This window comes from Salinifilum ghardaiensis (assembly GCF_054491345.1).
Genome location: NZ_CM137101.1, coordinates 2,004,006 through 2,022,344 on the forward strand (window position 1 = coordinate 2,004,006; position 18,339 = coordinate 2,022,344).

Annotated in this window: 17 protein-coding genes; 8 read left to right on the top strand and 9 right to left on the bottom strand. The window is 72.1% G+C overall.

Going from position 1 to position 18,339, the window contains the following annotated elements:
- Positions 1-105: 105 nt before the first annotated feature.
- The 5 genes from ACVGV0_RS09055 to benA all read right to left on the bottom strand — a co-directional run bounded on the left by ACVGV0_RS09055 (position 106) and on the right by benA (position 6,880).
- Entirely contained in the window at positions 106-2,916 is a 2,811-nt protein-coding gene (locus ACVGV0_RS09055; protein ID WP_459159422.1) for a helix-turn-helix transcriptional regulator, read from the bottom strand.
- Positions 2,917-3,082: 166 nt separating this feature from the next.
- A complete protein-coding gene (locus ACVGV0_RS09060) occupies positions 3,083-3,877 on the bottom strand; it encodes a 1,6-dihydroxycyclohexa-2,4-diene-1-carboxylate dehydrogenase (RefSeq protein ID WP_459159423.1) in 795 nt (264 codons plus the stop codon).
- Positions 3,874-4,902 (bottom strand): benzoate 1,2-dioxygenase electron transfer component BenC, encoded by a 1,029-nt coding sequence (benC, locus tag ACVGV0_RS09065; RefSeq protein ID WP_459159424.1) that lies wholly within the window; start codon positions 4,900-4,902, stop codon positions 3,874-3,876. The genes ACVGV0_RS09060 and benC overlap by 4 nt, the downstream gene beginning before the upstream one ends.
- 17 nt (positions 4,903-4,919) lie before the next feature.
- Entirely contained in the window at positions 4,920-5,429 is a 510-nt protein-coding gene (gene benB, locus ACVGV0_RS09070; protein ID WP_459159425.1) for a benzoate 1,2-dioxygenase small subunit, read from the bottom strand.
- A gap of 86 nt (positions 5,430-5,515) precedes the next feature.
- A complete protein-coding gene (gene benA / locus ACVGV0_RS09075; protein ID WP_459159426.1) occupies positions 5,516-6,880 on the bottom strand; it encodes a benzoate 1,2-dioxygenase large subunit in 1,365 nt (454 codons plus the stop codon).
- 349 nt (positions 6,881-7,229) lie between these two features.
- Here benA and ACVGV0_RS09080 point away from each other — a divergent pair, with 349 nt between their 5' ends.
- The 5 genes from ACVGV0_RS09080 (at position 7,230) to ACVGV0_RS09100 (ending at position 11,043) form a co-directional block, all read left to right on the top strand.
- Positions 7,230-8,138 carry a LysR substrate-binding domain-containing protein gene (locus ACVGV0_RS09080; protein WP_459159427.1) on the top strand — a complete coding sequence of 303 codons (909 nt, stop codon included), beginning with the start codon at positions 7,230-7,232 and terminating at the stop codon, positions 8,136-8,138.
- The gene (locus ACVGV0_RS09085; RefSeq protein WP_459159428.1) at positions 8,135-9,235 is read left to right on the top strand and encodes a mandelate racemase/muconate lactonizing enzyme family protein; all 1,101 of its coding nucleotides are present in this window, start codon (positions 8,135-8,137) and stop codon (positions 9,233-9,235) included. Before ACVGV0_RS09080 ends, ACVGV0_RS09085 begins: the two co-directional genes overlap by 4 nt.
- A gap of 79 nt (positions 9,236-9,314) precedes the next feature.
- Entirely contained in the window at positions 9,315-10,166 is an 852-nt protein-coding gene (gene catA, locus ACVGV0_RS09090) for a catechol 1,2-dioxygenase (protein ID WP_459159429.1), read from the top strand.
- Positions 10,167-10,212: 46 nt separating this feature from the next.
- The gene (gene catC / locus ACVGV0_RS09095) at positions 10,213-10,500 is read left to right on the top strand and encodes a muconolactone Delta-isomerase (protein WP_459159430.1); all 288 of its coding nucleotides are present in this window, start codon (positions 10,213-10,215) and stop codon (positions 10,498-10,500) included.
- Between the two features lie 120 nt (positions 10,501-10,620).
- A complete protein-coding gene (locus ACVGV0_RS09100; RefSeq protein ID WP_459159431.1) occupies positions 10,621-11,043 on the top strand; it encodes a PPOX class F420-dependent oxidoreductase in 423 nt (140 codons plus the stop codon).
- A gap of 233 nt (positions 11,044-11,276) precedes the next feature.
- Here the strand turns inward: ACVGV0_RS09100 and ACVGV0_RS09105 are convergent, their stop codons facing one another.
- The 3 genes from ACVGV0_RS09105 to ACVGV0_RS09115 all read right to left on the bottom strand — a co-directional run bounded on the left by ACVGV0_RS09105 (position 11,277) and on the right by ACVGV0_RS09115 (position 14,022).
- A complete protein-coding gene (locus ACVGV0_RS09105) occupies positions 11,277-12,026 on the bottom strand; it encodes a cobalt-precorrin-6A reductase (RefSeq protein ID WP_459159432.1) in 750 nt (249 codons plus the stop codon).
- A gap of 92 nt (positions 12,027-12,118) precedes the next feature.
- The gene (locus tag ACVGV0_RS09110) at positions 12,119-13,312 is read right to left on the bottom strand and encodes an MFS transporter (protein WP_459159433.1); all 1,194 of its coding nucleotides are present in this window, start codon (positions 13,310-13,312) and stop codon (positions 12,119-12,121) included.
- Complete coding sequence (locus ACVGV0_RS09115) at positions 13,309-14,022, bottom strand: GntR family transcriptional regulator (protein WP_459159434.1); 714 nt, start codon at positions 14,020-14,022, stop codon at positions 13,309-13,311. The genes ACVGV0_RS09110 and ACVGV0_RS09115 overlap by 4 nt, the downstream gene beginning before the upstream one ends.
- Before the next feature lie 233 nt (positions 14,023-14,255).
- On the opposite strand from ACVGV0_RS09115, the gene ACVGV0_RS09120 reads away from it, so the two are divergent.
- Positions 14,256-14,684 (top strand): hypothetical protein, encoded by a 429-nt coding sequence (locus ACVGV0_RS09120; protein WP_459159435.1) that lies wholly within the window; start codon positions 14,256-14,258, stop codon positions 14,682-14,684.
- 7 nt (positions 14,685-14,691) lie between these two features.
- On the opposite strand, the gene ACVGV0_RS09125 is transcribed toward ACVGV0_RS09120, so the two are convergent.
- On the bottom strand, positions 14,692-15,711 hold the full coding sequence (locus tag ACVGV0_RS09125; RefSeq protein WP_459159436.1) for a CobW family GTP-binding protein: 1,020 nt from the start codon (positions 15,709-15,711) through the stop codon (positions 14,692-14,694).
- A 268-nt stretch (positions 15,712-15,979) separates the two neighbouring features.
- Here ACVGV0_RS09125 and ACVGV0_RS09130 point away from each other — a divergent pair, with 268 nt between their 5' ends.
- Entirely contained in the window at positions 15,980-17,017 is a 1,038-nt protein-coding gene (locus ACVGV0_RS09130; RefSeq protein ID WP_459159437.1) for an aldo/keto reductase, read from the top strand.
- 145 nt (positions 17,018-17,162) lie between these two features.
- Positions 17,163-18,182 carry an oxygenase MpaB family protein gene (locus ACVGV0_RS09135; protein ID WP_459159438.1) on the top strand — a complete coding sequence of 340 codons (1,020 nt, stop codon included), beginning with the start codon at positions 17,163-17,165 and terminating at the stop codon, positions 18,180-18,182.
- Positions 18,183-18,339 lie beyond the last annotated feature (157 nt).

Here is an 18,339-nt window from a genome sequence, read left to right on the forward strand (position 1 = left end):
GCTCCGCAGGACCGCCCTCCAGGCACCCGGGACGCAGCGGCGTTGCTCCCGCGGAGCCGCGCCCGCCGCAGCCGCCGGCGGCACCGCAACCCCGCCGCACCGCCGTCATTCCGCACGTCCCGCCTCCTCGTGGAAGCGCGCCGCCAGCTCCCCGCGCGAGGCGACGCCGAGCTTGCCGTAGATGCGGGTGAGGTGGAACTGCACCGTCTTGACCGACACGTACAGCTCCACGGCGACCTGCTTGTTGCTCCTGCCCTCGGCGACGAGCTTGGCCACCGCGTTTTCCTGCGCGGTCAGCTCGGCGGCCTCGGCCTCCGACCTGTGCCCGTGCAGTCCGCCGGCCTTGAGCTCCCGGTCGCAGCGCTGCACGTAGGTGCGGGCGCGCATCGCCGCGTAGAGCTCCCGCGCCCGGTGCAGCACCACGTCGGCATCGCGGCGCTTGCCCGCCCGGCGCAGCGTCTGCCCGTAGGCGAAGTTGACCCGAGCCCGCTCGTACAGCATCGGCGTCTGCGCCACGTTCTCCAGCGCCGTGTCGAAGTGCCGGCGCGCCTGCTCGATGTCGCCGCGCGCTCCGCGCAGCCGGCCGCGCACGTACCCCGTGCGGGCCATGGCTGAGCGGTGCCCGCACTCGGCGGCACGCCTCTCGTGCGGCTCGAGGAACGCGTCGGCCTCGTCCAGGCGGTTCGTCTGCACCAGCGCGTTGGCGTAGATGTCCTGCCACGGCCAAAAACCCGGTTCGTCGACGAGCTCGCGGTTCGGCGCGTGCGCGATCGGCTCCAGCGCGCGCAGCACGCCGGCGTAGTCCGACAGGGCCTCCGCGTAGTGCGCCTTGGCCATGCGCGCGGGCAGCAGCATGATCTCGTAGTCGAACGCACCGGTCAGACGGCTCAGGTGCGCATCGGCGAGTTCCCAGTCACCGCGCAGAGCGCGGATCTGCACCCCCGTCCAGTGCACCAGCGGGGCGAGCAGCTCGATCCCGGAGTCGTCCAGCTGCGCGCGGGCCCGCTCCACGGTGCGCAGCGCCTCGTCCCACAGGCCCAGGGAGAACTCGGTGCGCGCCAGCCACGCCTGCGCCCACAGCGAGATGCGCACCGATCCCATGCGGTACTGCGTGGGCACGGCGTTCTGCAGGTCCTTGCGGGCCGAGAGGGGGTCGTCCAACGCCAGGGACAGCCACCCCCGCGCCATCTGGAACCGCTGCGCCTGGGCCCCGGCCGCCGTGCTCGAGCCGGCGTAGATCTCGCGGGCCTGCTCGACCTGGCCCGAGACAGCCATGCCCAGCCCGATGATCGCTTCGGACTCCACCACCGCAGGGGTGCCGCTGCCGGCCAGGGTCCGGGCGCGCTGGGCCCAGCGCACCAGGTCCGCACCGCGCCACCGGCTCAGCGAGTGCAGCACGAACCGCTGGCAGATGAGCGCGGCCAGCTCCGGGTCGTGCTCCGGCTCGCAGCGCTCCCACGCGTCGGCGAGCAGCTGCTCGGCGTCGGAACTGCGGCCCAGTGCCAGCGCGTGGTAGCCGAGCACCGCGTCGCGGAAGGCGGTCGGCGGGAAGCTCTGGATCGCCGGGGTGTAGGCACCGGCCTCGAACAGGTGGCCCGCGCCGATGAGCGCGTCGGCCGCGCGCAGCAACCGGTGCTCGTGGTCGGCGCGGCGCGGGCTGAGCTCGCTGGCCTGCACGAGCGCGTTCGCCGCCGCCGGCCACGCGCCCTGGGCGGCCTGGTCCCCGGCGTAGCGGTCGAGCTCCGCGGCCAGGTCGGCGTCGGGGAACGGGCTGGCCGCCACGCGGTGCGACAGCCGCGCCCCCTCGTCGGCGACCACGGCCGCGGCGGAGTGGTGCAGCCGCTGCCGCCGCGCCGGCGGGATCGTGCCGCGGACGGCCGAGCGCACCAGCGGTGCGGCGAACCGCAGGGTGCGCAGCTCGCCCTCGGCCGTGGTGCACAGTCCGCCGGAGCACAGCTCGTCGAGCGCGGCCACCGGGCCGCTGACGGGTGCGGCGTCGACGGTTTCGGCCAGCGCGACCGCATCGGCCAGCGAGACGGTCTCGCCCAGCACCGCTGCCGCTTCCACCACCGCGCGGGCGGTGGCGCTGCAGGTGCGCAGCCGGTTCACCACCTCGGTGGTCACCGCCCGGGGCGCCGGCAGCAGGTACGGCCGGCGCCCCGCCCACTGCTGCTCGGGGCACTCCCGCAGCAGCTGGTCGATGTGCCGCGGGACGCCGGCCGTGTGCTCGGCGAGCCGGTGCGCCGCCGGCAGCGGCACGTCGACGCCGACCCACGCGGCCATGTCGCGGACGTGCTCCGGCAGCAGGGGCCCCGGCCGCAGCACCGGGACGCGGTGCCCGGTCAGCAGCCGCTGGGCCTGTTCGGCGCTCTCCTCCTCGCGGTCGTCGCTGCTGGCGGCCACGACCAGCAGCCGTGCGGATCCGGCCCGCCGCAGGGCGGAGGACACCGCCTGCAGCGAGGCGGTGTCGGCCCAATGCGCGTCGTCGATGATCAGCAGCACCGCGTGCCCGCACGGCGGGACCGACCTGCTCAGCAACCGGCGTCCCGTCTCGACGACGTCGTCGTCACCGGTGTCCACCGCGTCCGCGCGCTCCGCGTCCGCCGCGGTGGCCGGCTGCGCGCTCGGCGGCGGGAAGCCGGTGCACGCGCCCTCGGGTGCGGCCGAGCACAGCAGCTGCTCGGCGACGCCGAACCGGACGGAGCGCTCCCAGGAGAGCCCGCAGGCGCGGAGCACGTGCAGCTCCGGGTGCCGGTGCAGGAACTCGTCCAGCAACGCCGTCTTCCCGACCCCCGCCGGACCCGCCACGACGACCGCCCGGGGGTTTCCGGTGCGGGCCTGCTCGAGAAGGGCGGTGAGCTCGGCGAGTTCGGACTCGCGACCCACCACGGGGCGCCGGTGCCACGCGGACGACATGCGGCCACTGTAAACGACGTCCTCCCCTGAACCGGTAGTTCAGGACGCGCCAGGATGAGACTCCGCGGATCGGCTGGCACAGCGGAGCCGGTGGCAGAAAGCGGCTTCGCCGCTTGCCTGACGGACCGGTGCGGCCAAGCACGCGGCCACCAATCCGCGCGGCCGCTCAGCCGAGGTCGCCGCCCCCGACCGGCAGGACGCTGCCGGTGACGTAGGAGGCCTCCGCGGAGGCGAGGAACGCGATGGCAGCGGCCTGCTCCTCGGTGCTGCCGTACCGGTGCATCAGCGAGGAGTCCACGGTCTGCTGGACCACCTCGGCGTTCCAGGCCTCCTCCTGCTCGTCGGCGGGGCCGGGACCGCGCGGGACCCGGCGCGGTGGTGCCGAGGTGCCGCCGGGGGCGGTGGCGACCACGCGGATGCCGTGCTGCGCCGCCTCCATCGCCAGTGACCGGGTGATGGCGTTGACACCGCCCTTGGCGGCCGAGTACGGCACCCGGTTGATCCCGCGGGTGGCCACCGAGGAGACGTTCACGATCGTGCCCCGCTGCTGCTCGACGAGGTGCGGCAGCGCGGCGCGGCACGACCACAGCGTCGGGAACAGCGACCGGCGGATCTCCGCTTCGACCTGCTCCGGTTCGTAGTGCTCGTACGGCTTGGCCCAGATCGTGCCGCCGACGGTGTTGACGACGATGTCGATCCCGCCGTGCAGCTCCCGGGAGCGGTCCATCGCGTGCGCGGCCCCCGAGTACTGCTCGAGGTCCGCGGTGAGCGCGTGCGCCTTGCGGCCGTCGGAGATGAGCCCCTCGGCCACCTCGTGGACCAGCTCGCTGCGGTCCACGAGGACGACCTCGGCGGACTCGGCGAACAACCGCTCGGCGACGGCGCGCCCGATGCCCTGGGCCGCTCCCGTCACCACGGCGACCTGGCCGGCGAAGCGGCCCGCGTTGGTCGGGGTGCTCATGACCGTTCTCCCTCCTGCTCGGCGGCCACGTTGAACTTCTCGGTGTAGAAGTTCGCCGGTTCGATGCCCTGCTCGGACATGTGCGACCGCACGGCCTCGACCATCGGCGGCGGGCCGCACAGGTACACGTCGACGTCACCGCCGTTGAGGTTCTCCTCGGTGAACAGGCCCGTCACGTAGCCCTTGTTGGGCGCGGTGCTGCTCCCGTCGGCGACGCAGTAGTCGAACGTGAAACCGGGCAGCGCCTCGGCGTGCTCCCGCAGCGCGTCCAGCCCGACGAGGTCCTCGTCGTAGGTCACGCCGTAGATCAGGTGGATCGGGTGCTGCGGCGGGTCCTCGGTGAACGTCGCCAGCATCGACAGCAGGGGTGCGAGTCCGGTGCCGCCGGCCAGCATGAGCACGGGGCGCACCGTCTCCCGCAGGAAGAACGTCCCCATCGGGCCGGTGAGGTCCAGGCGGTCGCCGATGTCGGCCTGGTCGCGCAGGTAGGTCGACATCAACCCGCCCTCGGTGATGCGCACCAGGAACTCGACGGTCTTGTCGTCCGGCCCGCTGGAGAAGGAGTACGACCGGCGCGCCTCGGTGCCGGGCACGTCGAGGTTGGCGTACTGGCCGGGGAGGAAGCTCAACCGGTCCCGGTCGTCGAGCTCCAGCGTGAAGCCGATGGTCGAGTCCGAGTGCCGCCGGATGTCGCTGAGCGCGGCCCCGTGCTTGTCCGCCGCCGTCTTCGCGGCGGCGGAGGTGCTCGGGATCTGCAGGACGAGATCGCTGCGCGGCATCATCTGGCACGGCAGCGCGTAGCCCCGCTCGGCCTCCTCGTCGGTGAGGGCGTCCTCGATGTAGTCGCCCCCGTCGTAGTCGCCGGACTCGCAGAACGACTTGCAGGTCCCGCACGCGCCGTCCCGGCAGTCCAGCGGGATGTTGATGCGGTTCTGGAACGCCGCTTCGGCCACGGTCTCCTGCGCACCGCAGCTGATGAAGCGCGTGACGCCGTCCTCGAAATTCAGCGCAACTTTGTGGGTCATCGCCACGTCACCTCGGATCAGATGTGGTAGATGTCGATCACGTGGTGGATGTAGTCGTTCTTCAGGACGACCTTCTTGTACGTGATCAACGGTTGTTCGGGGTCGGCGAAGTCGACCGTGTAGAACGACATGCCGAAGTAGGTGTCCACCGCGTCGTAGCGGAAGTACAGCGTGAACCAGTTGAACCGGAGGTCCACCAGGTTGCCGCGCTGCTCGAGGACCTCCACGTTGGTGATGTTGTGGCCCGTGCGCGGTTCCGGGAGGCTCGTGGCCCCCGAGCGGTCGGTGCGGATGCGGAACACGCGGTCCTCGAGACCGCCCTTGTTCGGGTAGTAGATCAGCGAGATCTCGTTGTGCGGGTCCTCGGTGAGCTTGTGGTCGACGTCCCACGAGGGCATCCAGAACACGACGTCCTCGTGGTAGCACTCGAGCCACTTCTCGAACTCCCAGTCGTCGAGGTAGCGCGCCTCCCGGTACAGGAATTGGCGGACGTCCTCGACGGCAACCGTGTCGGTCATCGCGGTCATGGGTCGTGCCTTTCGTCCGAGTCGGAAACCGCGCCGGAACGCCCCGGATGCGGGCGTGCGGCGGGAAGTTCAGCGGGGGTCCGGCGTCACGCGTCGGTGGCCTGCTTCTCCTCCTGGTCCACGGCTTCGCGCATGCGCTGCAGCCAGTAGCCGTGCTGGATGGGGTAGAGCCCCTCGTCCTCGGTTCGCACGCCGCTGGCGAGCGGTTGCAGGCCGAGCTCCTGCGCGTCCTCGTCCGGGCCGTCGATCTCGTGCGCGGCACCGCGGTTGAGGTCGTTCCAGAGCGTCTCGGTGGCCGTGTAGGTCCGCTGGCAGGACCGGAACTCCTCGAGGTCGTCCGGGGTGGCCATGCCGGTGGCGTTGAAGAAGTCCTCGTACTGGCGGATCCGGTTGGCCCGCGCCTCGGCGCTCTCGCCCTTCGGGGCGATGCAGAAGATCGTCACCTCGGTCCGGTCCACCGAGACCGGTCGGATGTGCCGGATCTGCGAGCTGAACTGGTCCATCAGGTACACGTTCGGGTACAGGCACAGGTTCCTCGCGTACCCGATCATCCAGTTCGCCCACTGCTCGCCGAACTCCTCGGTGAGCTCCGCGCGGCGCTCGTTGAGCGGACGGTTCGACGGGTCGGACCACTCCGTCCACAGCAGCAGGTGGCCGTTCTCGAACGAGTAGAACCCGCCCTTCTGCTTCGACCAGGTGCCGGCGTCCATGTTCGCGGTGTCGTTCTTCGACTCGCCCTCCTGGCGGCGGGCCGTGGTGGCCGCGTAGTTCCAGTGGGTGGCGGAGACGTGGTAGCCGTCCGCGCCGTTCTCGGCCTGCAGCTTCCAGTTGCCGTCGTAGGTGTAGGTCGAGGCCCCGCGCAGCACCTCCAACCCCTCGGGGGACTGGTCGACGACCATGTCGATGATCTTGGTGGTCTCGCCGAGGTGCTGCTCCAGCGGCAGCACGTCCGCGTTGAGGCTGCCGAACAGGAAACCGCGGTAGTTCCCGAAGCGGGCGACCTTGGTCAGGTCGTGCGAGCCGTCGGTGTTGAACTGCTCGGGGTATCCCGCCTCGCGGGGGTCCTTGACCTTGAGCAGCCGGCCGTCGTTGCTGAAGGTCCACCCGTGGAACGGGCAGGTCAGGGTGCGGCGGTTGTCGGTCTTGCGGCGGCACAACATCGCACCGCGGTGGCTGCAGGCGTTGATCAGGCAGTGCAGCTCACCGTTCTTGTCACGCGTGATCACCACGGGCTGACGACCGATGTGGGTCGTGTAGTAGTCCCCGACTTCGGGGATCTGGCTCTCGTGCGCCAGGTAGATCCAGTTGCCCTCGAAGATGTACTTCATCTCGAGCTCGAACAGGTCCGGGTCGGCGAAGATCCCCCGCTTGACCTGGCGACGACCGTTGGCGGGGTCGTCGACGAGCGCGCGGTCCAGCGTGTCGCGGAGGTGGTCCAACGTCGTTGTCACTGTTCCTCCTGTCGATGGTGGGAGCGAGTTGCGGGCGCCACATATCAGCGCCGGAAGTTGCAACACGGTGGCACCGGAGTTACGCGGAACACCCCAGGCATTTGCCTAGCACTGACCTAGGTCCTGATTGAGAGGCGTTGCGTTTCGACGGTTTCGGTTTCAGTATTTGTTCGCGTTCAATTGCTGAACCTAAACTCGACTGCCAACCGCGGTCCGTGCTCGTGCGGTCCCCGGTATTCGCAGCGCAGGGGTTCGCGCTCCGGACGTCGGAGGGGTGGTGCGGGCGCCGGGGACGGACAGCGGGCAGGCCGCCCGCCCGGGAGTTTCGCTCGTCCGCGTGGAGGAATCGGTGGAACTGAGGCACCTGCGCTACTTCGTCGCCGTTGCCGAGACGCGGCACTTCGGCAGGGCGGCGGAGCGCCTGCACATGGCCCAGCCGCCGCTGTCCCAGGCGATCCGCCAGCTCGAGAACGACATGGAGGTCGGCCTGTTCACCCGCACCACCCGGCGCGTGGAACTGACCCCCGCCGGCGAGGCCTTCTACACCGATGCGCTGCGCGTCCTCGAGGCCGTGGAGAGCGGCGTCGACCGCGCTCGGCGCATCGCCGCAGGGCTGAGCGGGCGGTTGCGCCTGGGGGTCACGGGACTGGCGTCGTACCGGCAGCTGCCCGAGCTGGCCCGGGTCGTCGACCGCGAACTGCCGGGGGTGGAGCTCGACGTCCACTCCGAGATGCTCACCCCCGCCCAGGAGGACGCGATCGCCGAGCAGCGCCTGGACGCCGGTCTGCTGCGCCCGCCGGTGCGGCGCGACGACGTCGCCTACCGCGTGCTCGCCCGCGAACCGCTCATGGCGGTGCTGCCGACCGGGCACGCCCTGGCCGGCACCGCGGAGATCGACGTGGCCGAGCTGCGCGAGGAGGCGTTCGTGCTGTACTCGGCCGAATCCCGGTCGGTGGTCAACGACGCGGTCGTGCGCGCCTGCCTGGCCGCCGGGTTCACGCCGCGGCGGGAGCACGACGTGACCGAGACGTCCACGTTGCTGGCGCTGGTCGCCGCCGGCCTGGGGGTGGCGCTGGCCCCCGATTCGGTGCGCGCGATGCCGCTGGAGGGGGTGGTGTTCCGGCCGCTGCGCGGGGCGGAGCAGCTGGAGGTGGCACTGGCGTGGCGCCGCGAGGCGCAGCACCCGACGGTGCGGAAGCTGGTGGAGATCCTGCACGCGCGCGGTGCGTTCCTGTCGGACAGCGAGGAGACCGAGTGAAAATCACCGAGATCGAGGCGATCCCGTTCGCCATCCCCTACGTGAAACCGCTGCGCTTCGCCAGCGGAGCCGTGCACCGGGCCGAGCACGTGCTGGTGCGGGTGCACACCGACGAGGGGATCACCGGTGTCGCCGAAGCACCGCCGCGGCCGTTCACCTACGGTGAGACCCAGGAATCGGTCATCGCCGCCGTGCGGCGCCTCTTCGCGCCCGAACTGCTCGGCCTGTCCCCCTGGGAGCGGGAGGTGGCGCGCTCGAGAATGCACCGCACGGTGGGGAATCCGACCGCCAAGGCCGCCATCGACATGGCGATGTGGGACGTCATCGGCAAAGTCGCCGGCGTGCCGGTGACCGACCTGCTCGGCGGCTACGCCGACAGCGTTCGGGTGTCGCACATGGTCGGTTTCGACGACGCGGAGAAGATGGTCGCCGAAGCCGAACGGGTCCGCGACACCTACGGAATCACCACCTTCAAGGTCAAGGTCGGCCGTCGCCCGTACACGGTGGACGTCGAGGCGTGCCGCGTGCTGCGGGAACGGCTCGGCGACGGCGTGGAGCTCTACGTCGACGGCAACCGCGGCTGGACCGCGTCCGAGTCCGCACGCGCCCTGCAGGCCATGCAGGACCTGGACCTCACGCTCGCCGAGGAGCTGTGCCCGGCCGACGACGTGCTGGGCCGGCGGTGGCTGGTCCAGCGCTGCCCGCTCCCGTTCGTCGCCGACGAGAGCGCCACGCACACCGGGGAGGTCACCCGCGAACTGCTCTCCGGCAGCGCCAACGCGATCAGCATCAAGACGGCGCGCACCGGCTTCAGCGACTCGCAGCGCGTCCTGCACGAGTGCGACGGGCTCGGCGTGGAGGTCCTCATGGGCAACCAGGTCGACGGTCAGATCGGCACGATGTGCACCGCCGCGTTCGGCGCCGCCCACGAATCGACGGCCAGCCGCGCGGGGGAGCTGTCGAACTTCCTCGACATGAGCGACGACCTGCTGACCGAACCGGTCAGCATCACCGACGGAACCGTCCGGGTCCGGCGCGGACCCGGCATCGGCATCGACATCGACCCGGAGAAGCTGGCGCGCTACCGGCAGGACTGACGTCGCCGGCGCAGCACCGGCAGCCGGGCACCACCGAACCAGCAGGGGACCACCAACACAGTGAAGTGAGGGAACGACCATGACGCAGCAGCTCAACGAGCAGGACGCCACCGCGGCCGCCTCCGGTGCGGCGGCGACCGAGCGCTTCCAGCAGAAGCAGACCCTCGCCGACAGCAGCCCCGAACGCGTCAACGCCATCGTCTCCGACGCGCTCAGCGCCCTGCACGACGTGATCCGCCGCCACAAGGTCACCTACGAGGAGTACGACGCCCTCAAGGCGTGGCTGATCCGCGTCGGCGAGGAGGGCGAGTGGCCGCTGTTCCTCGACGTGTGGATCGAGCACGTCGTCGAGGAAGTGGCCAACGAGGACCGCAGCGGCACCGCCGGTTCGATCGAAGGCCCCTACTACGTCGAGGGCGCGCCCGAACTGCCCAGCGAGGCGACCCTGCCCATGCGGGAGGGCGAAGCAGGCGTCCCGCTGGTCTTCCAGGGGCAGATCCGCAGCGTGGACGGCGCTCCGCTCCCCGGTGCGCGCCTGGAGATGTGGCACGCCGACGACCTCGGCTACTACTCTCAGTACGCGCCGGGCCTGCCCACGTGGAACCTGCGCGGCACGATCGTCCCGGACGAGCAGGGACGCTTCACCGTCCGCACGGTGCAGCCGGCTCCCTACCAGATCCCGCACGACGGGGCGTGCGGCGCGCTGATCAACGCCGCCGGGTGGCACGCGTGGCGGCCCGCGCACCTGCACGTGCGCGTCACCGCCGACGGGCACCGGACGATCACCTCGCAGCTGTACTTCGAGGGCGGCGAGCACGTCGACGACGACATCGCCCAGGCCGTCAAACCGGACCTGATCCTGGACCCGCGGCCGCGGGAGGACGGATCGGGCAACGCGGTCACCTACGACTTCGTGCTCGACCCGGCGTGAGCTCCCGCGGCACGCGGCCGAGCTCGGAAGTGGAGAGGAGGACATCGTGCTGTTCGCGGTGAGAATGGACGTCAACCTGCCGCCGGACATGGATCCGGAGGTGCGCCAGGACATCCTCGCGCGGGAGAAGGCCTACTCGCAGGAGGTGCAGCGGGGAGGGGAGTGGCGCAACATCTGGCGGTGCGCGGGGCGGTACTCCAACCTGAGCATCTTCGACGTGGACAGCAACGCGCGGCTGCACGAGATCCTGTCCAACCTGCCGCTGTTCCCGTACATGGACGTGGAGGTGACCCCCCTGACGACGCATCCCTCCGACATCGCCGCGGAGAGCTGAGCGCCGGTCGCGTCCGCCTGCGGGGCGCCGACACACCGGCGGGGCGGTGCGCGGCCCCGGAGCTCGGCCTCACCTAGCATGGGTGCGGCAAGCCGAGCCCGTGCGTCGAGGAGGTGCTCCGTGGCGAAGCCACCGGTCCCGGAGAAGGTCGACCACCTGCTGTCCCGTCCCAACCCGTCGGTGATCAGCACGGTGCGTCCGGACGGGCAGCCCGTGTCGGTGGCGACGTGGTACGTCTGGGACAACGGACGGATCCTGGTCAACATGGACGAAGGCCGCAAACGGCTGGAGTACATGCGCCGGAACCCGCGCGTGACGCTGACCGTCCTCGCCGCGGACGACTGGTACACGCACGTCAGCCTGCAGGGGACGGTCGCCGAGATCACCGACGACCCGGAGCTGGTCGACATCGACCGGCTGGCGCAGCACTACACCGGCGCCCCGTACCACGTGCGCGACCGGCACCGGATCAGCGCGTGGATCGACGTGCAGCGCTGGCACGGGTGGGGTGCGACCGAGAACACCGACGTCGTCCACCACTGAGGAGCGGGGCTTTGCCCGGCCCTTTCGCGTGCGGATTTCCGCAGCGGAACCTCCTGCGCGGCTCCCGCTCCGGGGTGCTCGACGCCGAGCAGCGACACTGGCGACCCGCCGAAGCACTGACAGGTGCTGTTTCTGCGGGACGTACCCGTTGAGGGGCAGGACCTCGGCGAGGTCTCGCTGCGCGCCCGTCGGCGGGCTTCGCGGCTGTTCCGGGCGGCTGTTCCGGCGCCCGCTCACCCGAACCGGGCGCGCAGCCACTCCAGCGCCGCTTCCGGCGTCTCCGCGGACGCGAGCCCGGAGGGGACCGGTGGGCGCTGCACGAGCACCACCGGCACCCCGAGCTCGCGGCACGCTGTGAGCTTGGCGGAGGTCATCGACCCGCCGCTGTCCTTGGTCACGAGCACGTCGACGCGGTGCGACCGCAGCAGCGAACGCTCCTGCTCCACCGTGTACGGACCGCGGTCCAGCACGACCTCCAGGTGCGCGGGCACCGGCGGTTCCGGCGGGTCGACGCAGCGCAGCACGAAGTGGTGCGCGTCCAGCCCGGCGAACGCGCCGATGCTCCGCCTGCCCGTGGTGAGCAGGACGCGTCGTCCGAGGCCGCGCAACAGCTGTGCGGCACCGTCCAGCGTCGGCGTCCGGTGCCACACGTCACCGCGACGCTGCCTCCACCCCGGACGCCGCAGCACCACCGCCGCCACCCCGGTCTCGCGGGTGGCCTGCGCGGCCGAGGCCGACATCTTCGCGGCGAAGGGGTGGGTCGCATCGACCACGGCGTCGATCGCGTTGTCCCGCAACCACCCGGCCAGGCCCTCCACCCCGTGGAAACCGCCGATGCGCACCTCGCCGGCGGGCAGCTGCGGATCCCGGACGCGGCCGGCCATCGACGAGACGACGTGGAACGAGTCGTGCTCGTCGAGCAGGTGGGCCAGCTGTTTCGCCTCCCCGGTCCCGCCGAGGAGCAACACGCGCACCGCAGCCATCGCCTCAGTCTGCCATCCGCCCGCGCCCGGCGGCGGGGGATCCCGCCCGGTCCAGCTGCTCGCCGCGCGGGAAGGCGCACCGGCGGCCGCGGTCACTCGCGGGGGCCGAAGCGGGCGAACCCGCCCGCGGCGAGCAGCACCACAGCTGCGAACAGCAGGGAGCTGGGCGCACCCAGCGGGCCGGCGACCGCACCGGCGCAGGCGGGCAGCGTCACCTGGCCGGCGCGGTTCGACCACAGCCGCAGGGCGAGCCCCGCACCCCGGTCGGTCTCGCCCGCGGTGCGGACCACCGCGGTCATGGTCAGCGGCTGTCCGATGCCGAGGAAGAACCCCCCGACGGCGAGCGCGGCGGTCATCGCGAACACGCCCGCCCCCGGAACGGCGACCAGCACGAGGCACGCTCCCGCACCGAGGCAGCTGGTGATGATCAGCGGTCGCCGCTGCCACCGCGCGGCCAGATACCCCAGCCCCAGCCGCGAGAGGATCGACGCCGCTGAGCGCACGGCCAGCAGCACGCCCGCCACGGCGGGGGCGATCCCGCGGTTCTCGGCGATCAGCGGCAGGTAGGCGGTGAGCAGGTCGACCGCACCGAGCAGCGCGAGGCTGCTGAACAGCGCGGTGGCCATGCCCGGACGGCGCAGCAGGCTCAACGCCCCCCGCTGGCCCCCGGGCTCGCGGGCCGGCGCTGCGGCGGAGGAGCCCCGGCGCAGCAGCAGCGCCGGCAGCAGTCCGGTGGCGGCCGCGATCGCCGCGACGAGGAACGCCGTGGTCGTCGCCCCGATCAGCGCCGCGCCGGAGGCCTGCCCGAGCAGCAGGCCGGAGGCGAGCGGTCCGAGCATCTGCCCGACCGACACGGCGGCGGTGTACAGGCCGAAGTTGCGGTCCAGCGCGTCGTCGGCGGACACCGTCGTGACGAAGCGCTGCCCGCCCATCATGAACACGATGTGGCCGAAGCCGAGCGCGGCCGAGCCGAGCATCACGCCGGCCAGCGACTCCGAGCTCGCCAACCACAGCGGTGCTGCGGCGAGCAGGACGGTGCCGGCCAGCAGCACCGGCACGGTGCGACCGGTGCGGTCGGTGTAGCGGCCGAGCGGCAGGGCGACCACGAGTGACAGCAGCGCGTAGGCGGAGGTGATCAGGCCGACGGCGACCTCGCCGCCGCCCAGGGAGATCGCGCGGTACGAGATCAGCGGACGGGCCAGGTTGAGGGCGGTCTGGGTGCAGATGACGCCCAGCAGCAGCATCGCCAGCTGCGCGGAGACGCCCCGCCGTTTCGCGGTGGTCACGAGGTCGGTCCGATCTCGACGTCGAACGTGCCCGCGCTGATCCCGCGGGTGAGCTGTTCGACGATCGCCCGTTGCGTGCGGGAGAGGTGCTCGGTGAGCGCGCTCGCGGCCTCCTCGGCGTTCCCGTCCAGCACCGCGCGGCAGATGCGCTGGTGCTCGTGCGCGGACCCGGGCAGCCGCTCGGGCGCGGAGTGGGCGAGTTCGCGCAGCCGCGCGGTCTGGCCGCGCTGGTGGGCGATCGTCCGGGCGAGCGGTTCGTTGTGGCAGGCGGTGGTGACGGCCTCGTCGAACCGTTCCGCGAGGGGGTAGAAGTGCGGGGCCAGCTCCGCGTGCGGGGCGGTGTCGGCCCGGACGGCGATGCGCTCGAGCTCCGCCGCGATGTCGGCGAAGTCGGTGAGCAGCTCGGGCCGTTCCCGGCCGTCCTCGGTGACCATCCGCACGGCGGCGGGTTCGAGGACCATGCGGAACTCGAACAGCGCCCGGACCCCGTGCAGGGAGATCGGTGCGACCCGCGCGCCCGAACCGGGGGTGAAGCTGATCAACCCCTCGTGCGAGAGCTGCCGGATCGCCTCGCGCACGGGTGTGCGGGAGGTCTCGAGGCGCTCCGCGAGGTTCGTCTCGCTCAGCTGCGTGCCGGGCGGCAGCTGCATCGACTCGATCAGCGCGCGCAGGCGCAGGTAGGCCGCGCGCGTCTTGCCCGACGGCGACATCGTCCTCCTCGGTCGGGGCTCCCGTTCAGGATCCAGACCAGTATACAATCCGGTGTGCAAGGGCCGGTCCGGGTCGTTGCGCGGGGATCGGGCCGCCGCGCGGTGCAGAGCACGGAGCCGGCCGGTCGCGGATCACCGGTGCGGAGGGTGGAGGTCACCGGTGCGACCGGGGACACTCGTGCCGGGACGCGAACGGCGGAGGCCGCCCGGCGGCCGGTGCAGTGAGGTGCGGAATGGGTGTTGCCGGACGAGTGGACGCGCAGCGGACCGCCCGGTGGGCGGCGGCAGCGCTGAGCGCGGGTCGCGTCGCGCTCGGCTGCACCGCCCTGGTGCGGCCGGAGCTGCCCGCGGCCGTCTGGGTCGGCAGGAGCAGCGCGGCCACCGCGCCGGTGCAGGTGCTCGGCCGGGCTCTCGGCGGCCGCGACCTCGCGCTCGGCATCGGGACGCTGCACGCGCTGCGCCGCGACGGCACGTCCGAGGCCGCGGTGTGGCTGGCGGCCTCGGCGGTGGCCGATGTCGCCGACGTCGCCGCGACCGCCGCGGGCGGACCGGGGCTGCCCCGGTGGGGCCGGTGGGCGGTGACCGGGCTCGCCGGCGGTGCGGTGCTCACCGGGGCGTGCTCGGCGGCCATGCTCGGCACCGCGGAGCGCGGGTGGCGGTGATCCCGGGTCAGGCCGCTTCGACGTAGCGCAGGACGGGGAACATCCCCTCCTCGTCGCTCGGGTCGTCCGGGCGGGCCACGCACCGCCGCAGCCGCTCGGTCACGTCCTCGTCGTCGAGGCCCGCTCCGATGGCGACCAGGTTCGTCGCGCGCGGCTCGGACCTGCGCCACCGCTCGGGGTGCAGGCGCACGTAGCGGCCGACGGTGTGCAGCACGTACTTCCGGCGGTACCCGGGAATTCCGAAGTGGACGGATCCTTTGATGCGGAACAGCCCGTCGGGCCGCTCGTCGAGGAAGCGCATCAGCCTGCGCGGGTCGAGCGGTTCGGGCGTGCTGAACTCGATGCTGCGGTAGTCGGTGTGCGGGTGCTCGTGCTCGGCGCACGGGCCGGTGTCGAGCAGGTCGAACGAGAGCTGGCCGGTCGGTTCGCGGTGGCGGGTGTCGAAGAGCAGTCCGGGGTCGATGCGCCCGTGGTCGGTGCCGACCACGGGCGTTCCCGGGCTGAGGCGCTCGATCGTGCCGTGCAGCGCGCTCAGCGCGTCCGCGTCGACGCGGTCGACCTTGTTGAGCAGGACGAGGTCGGCGAAGTCGACGTGCGCGGCCACTTCCGGGTGCTGCTGCAGGGTCGCGTCGAATTCGACGGCGTCGACGACTTCGACGAGGCCGCCGTAGGTGGTGCGGCGGTCCTCGCTGGACAGCAGCATGCGGACGATCTCCCGCGGGTCGGCGATGCCGCTGGCCTCCACGACGACGACGTCGATGCCCGCGCTCGGCCTGCTGAGGCGCCGCAGCATGCGGTCGAGCTCGCTGGTGTCGACGGCGCAGCACAGGCAGCCGTTGCCGATCGAGACCGCGGCGTCGACCTGCCCGGACACGGCCAGCGCGTCGACGTTGATCGCGCCGAAGTCGTTGACGACGACGCCCACCCGGGTGCTGCCCGAGTGGTGGAGCACGTGGTTGAGCAGGGTCGTCTTGCCCGCTCCCAGGAACCCGGCGAGCACGACGACGGGGACGCGGTCGGTGGCCAACGCTGCTTCCCTCCGAGTGCGACGGCGAACGGGACGATGGTAGGGAGCAGCCTCCCGGCCCGGCGGACTCGGCCGACCGGTGCTGCCGCGCGCCCGCGCCCCGCATTGGTTGTGATAATCATTTTCGATGATGCTGCTGCCGGGTTCGCGACCGGGGTGCCCGCAGCGAAAGCCCGCGCAGTCGGACCCGCTCGCGGCGCCTGGTCGCAGCGCCGCTCGTGCGGTAGGTGTGGAGGGGCGGCCCGAACTCTTCGGAAAGGAGCGCGGTGTGGAGTACCGGCAGCTCGGGCGGTCCGGTCTGCGCGTGTCGGCGCTGACGCTGGGCACGATGACCTTCGGCGGTGAGGGGGACTTCGGCCGCGTCGGCGAGACCGGCCTGGAGGGGGCCCGGCGGCAGGTCGACATGTGCCTCGAGGCCGGGGTCAACCTCATCGACACGGCGAACATGTACTCGGCCGGCGCCGCCGAGGAGATCGTCGGCGAGGCGGTCAAGGACAAGCGCGACCAGGTGCTGCTGTCGACCAAGGTGCGCATGGCGATGGGGGAGGGGCCCAACGACGCCGGCCTGTCCCGCAAGCACGTGCTCGACCAGGCGGAGGCGAGCCTGCGCCGGCTCGGCACCGACCACATCGACCTGTACCACGTGCACGAGTGGGACGGGCAGACGCCGCTGGAGGAAACGCTCGACGCGCTCGACACCCTCGTGCGCTCGGGCAAGGTCCGCTACCTCGGCGTGTCCAACTACACCGGCTGGCAGCTGGTGAAGGCGCTCGGCGTCGCCGACCGGCGCGGTTACCAGCGGTTCGTGGCCAACCAGGTCTACTACTCGCTGGAGAGCCGGGACGCCGAGTACGAGCTCGTGCCCGCCTCGGTCGACCAGGGCCTGGGCATCCTCGTCTGGAGCCCGCTGGCCGGCGGCCTGCTCTCCGGCAAGTACCGCCGCGACGCGCGGACCTCCGAAGGGCGGCACCTGGCGGGTTGGGACGAACCGCCCGTTCGCGACGAGGAGAAGCTCTACGACACGATCGACGTCGTGCTGGAGATCGCGGCGGACCGCGGTATCACGCCCGCGCAGGTCGCGCTCGCGTACCTGCTGCGCAAACCGGCGGTGACTTCGCTGGTGATCGGTGCGCGCAAGGACGAGCAGCTCCGGGAGAACCTCGGAGCCGCCGAGGTGCGGCTCGGGGACGAGGAGATGGCCCGGCTCGACGCGGTCAGCGCGCCGGCACTGCTGTACCCGCACTGGCACCAGGCTCGGCTGGCCGCCGACCGGTTCGGCCCGGCGGACCGCGCGTTGCACGGCTGACCGCGCCGCGTTCCGACGGCCGGAGGGGTGGCAGGCCCGTTCGGCCGCTCGGCCCACCGCCGCGGCGGCGCTACCCTGGCAGGACCTGCTCGCAGCAGGCTCCTGCTCGCGGAGCGGTGCGACGCCTCGGAGGAGGGGAGGCGCGATGACGCGCAGCGCGGGGACTCCCGGAGCGTCCGGGTGCGACGGCCGCTCCGCGGAGGGGGAGGGAGCACCGCTCGGACCGGGATCGCTCACCTGGCGCTACTTCGGGGACTGGCGCGGCCTGCTGCAGGCCCTGTGGGCGGGGTCGATGCAGAACATGCACCCGAAGCTCGGCGCCGCCGTCGAGCAGTACTCCGACTTCTTCGGCGAGCGGTGGGAGCGGCTGTTCCGCTCGCTGTACCCGATCGGCGGCGTCGTGTTCGACGGAGTGCGCGCGGAACGCACGGCGCGGGAGGTGCGCCGGTACCACCGCGACATCCGCGGCCTCGACGTGCACGGCAGGCCCTACCACGCGCTGGAACCCGACGTCTTCTACTGGGCGCACGCGACGTTCTTCTGCGGCGTGCTCCGCACGGCCGAGCACTTCTGCGGCGGGCTCACCGAGGAGGACAAGCGCCGCCTGTTCGCCGAGCACCGCGAGTGGTACCGCCGGTACGGCGTGAGCATGCGGCCCGTCCCCGGCACGTGGGAGGAGTTCCAGCGCTACTGGGACCGCATGTGCCGGGAGGTGCTCGTCGACACGCCGGCGGCCCGGCGCGTGCTCGACCTGAGCGCGCTGCCCCCGCCGCCGTTCCTGCGGTGGTTGCCCGCGCCGCTGTGGGCGCCGCTGCGGCGGGGGTTGCAGCGCTGGTTCGTCTGGTTGACCGCGGGGCTGTACGACGAGCCCGTGCGCGAACTGCTCGGCTGCACGTGGACCGAGCGCGACGCGCGCCGGCACCGCCGCTTCGGCCGCGCGGTGGAGCACGCGTTCCGGCTCGTGCCGCGGCGGTGGCGCAAGCACCCCCGAGCGCGGGACGGGATCGATCGGGTGAGCGGACGCGTGCGGCCGGAGGAGCCCGTGCTGCACACGCCGGAGCGGAACCTCCCGCCGGAGTCCGAGCGCGACGAGCCCCGGCACTACTGCCCGGTGCACGCCTCCCGCCGCGCGGGAGGGCGCCGTTCCCGCGAACGGTGGTCGTGATCAACTGATCGGGTAGTGCTCGTTGTCCGCGTTTTCACGGGCGTGCTACACAAAGCAGCGCTGCACAGCAAGGTTTTCGGTGATCGCGAAACGCGCATCCACTGCGGAAGGAAAGCGCATGGCCGATGAGGACCCGCCGGAGGGCTTGGAGGAAGTT

Excerpts from the sequence above, each read along its gene's own strand:
- ACVGV0_RS09055 (WP_459159422.1), bottom strand. The coding sequence starts at position 2,916 with ATGTCGTCCGCGTGGCACCGGCGCCCCGTGGTGGGTCGCGAGTCCGAA.
- ACVGV0_RS09060 (WP_459159423.1), bottom strand. The coding sequence starts at position 3,877 with ATGAGCACCCCGACCAACGCGGGCCGCTTCGCCGGCCAGGTCGCCGTG.
- benC (WP_459159424.1), bottom strand. The coding sequence starts at position 4,902 with ATGACCCACAAAGTTGCGCTGAATTTCGAGGACGGCGTCACGCGCTTC.
- benB (WP_459159425.1), bottom strand. The coding sequence starts at position 5,429 with ATGACCGCGATGACCGACACGGTTGCCGTCGAGGACGTCCGCCAATTC.
- catA (WP_459159429.1), top strand. The coding sequence starts at position 9,315 with ATGACGCAGCAGCTCAACGAGCAGGACGCCACCGCGGCCGCCTCCGGT.
- ACVGV0_RS09105 (WP_459159432.1), bottom strand. The coding sequence starts at position 12,026 with ATGGCTGCGGTGCGCGTGTTGCTCCTCGGCGGGACCGGGGAGGCGAAA.
- ACVGV0_RS09115 (WP_459159434.1), bottom strand. The coding sequence starts at position 14,022 with ATGTCGCCGTCGGGCAAGACGCGCGCGGCCTACCTGCGCCTGCGCGCG.
- ACVGV0_RS09120 (WP_459159435.1), top strand. The coding sequence starts at position 14,256 with ATGGGTGTTGCCGGACGAGTGGACGCGCAGCGGACCGCCCGGTGGGCG.
- ACVGV0_RS09135 (WP_459159438.1), top strand. The coding sequence starts at position 17,163 with ATGACGCGCAGCGCGGGGACTCCCGGAGCGTCCGGGTGCGACGGCCGC.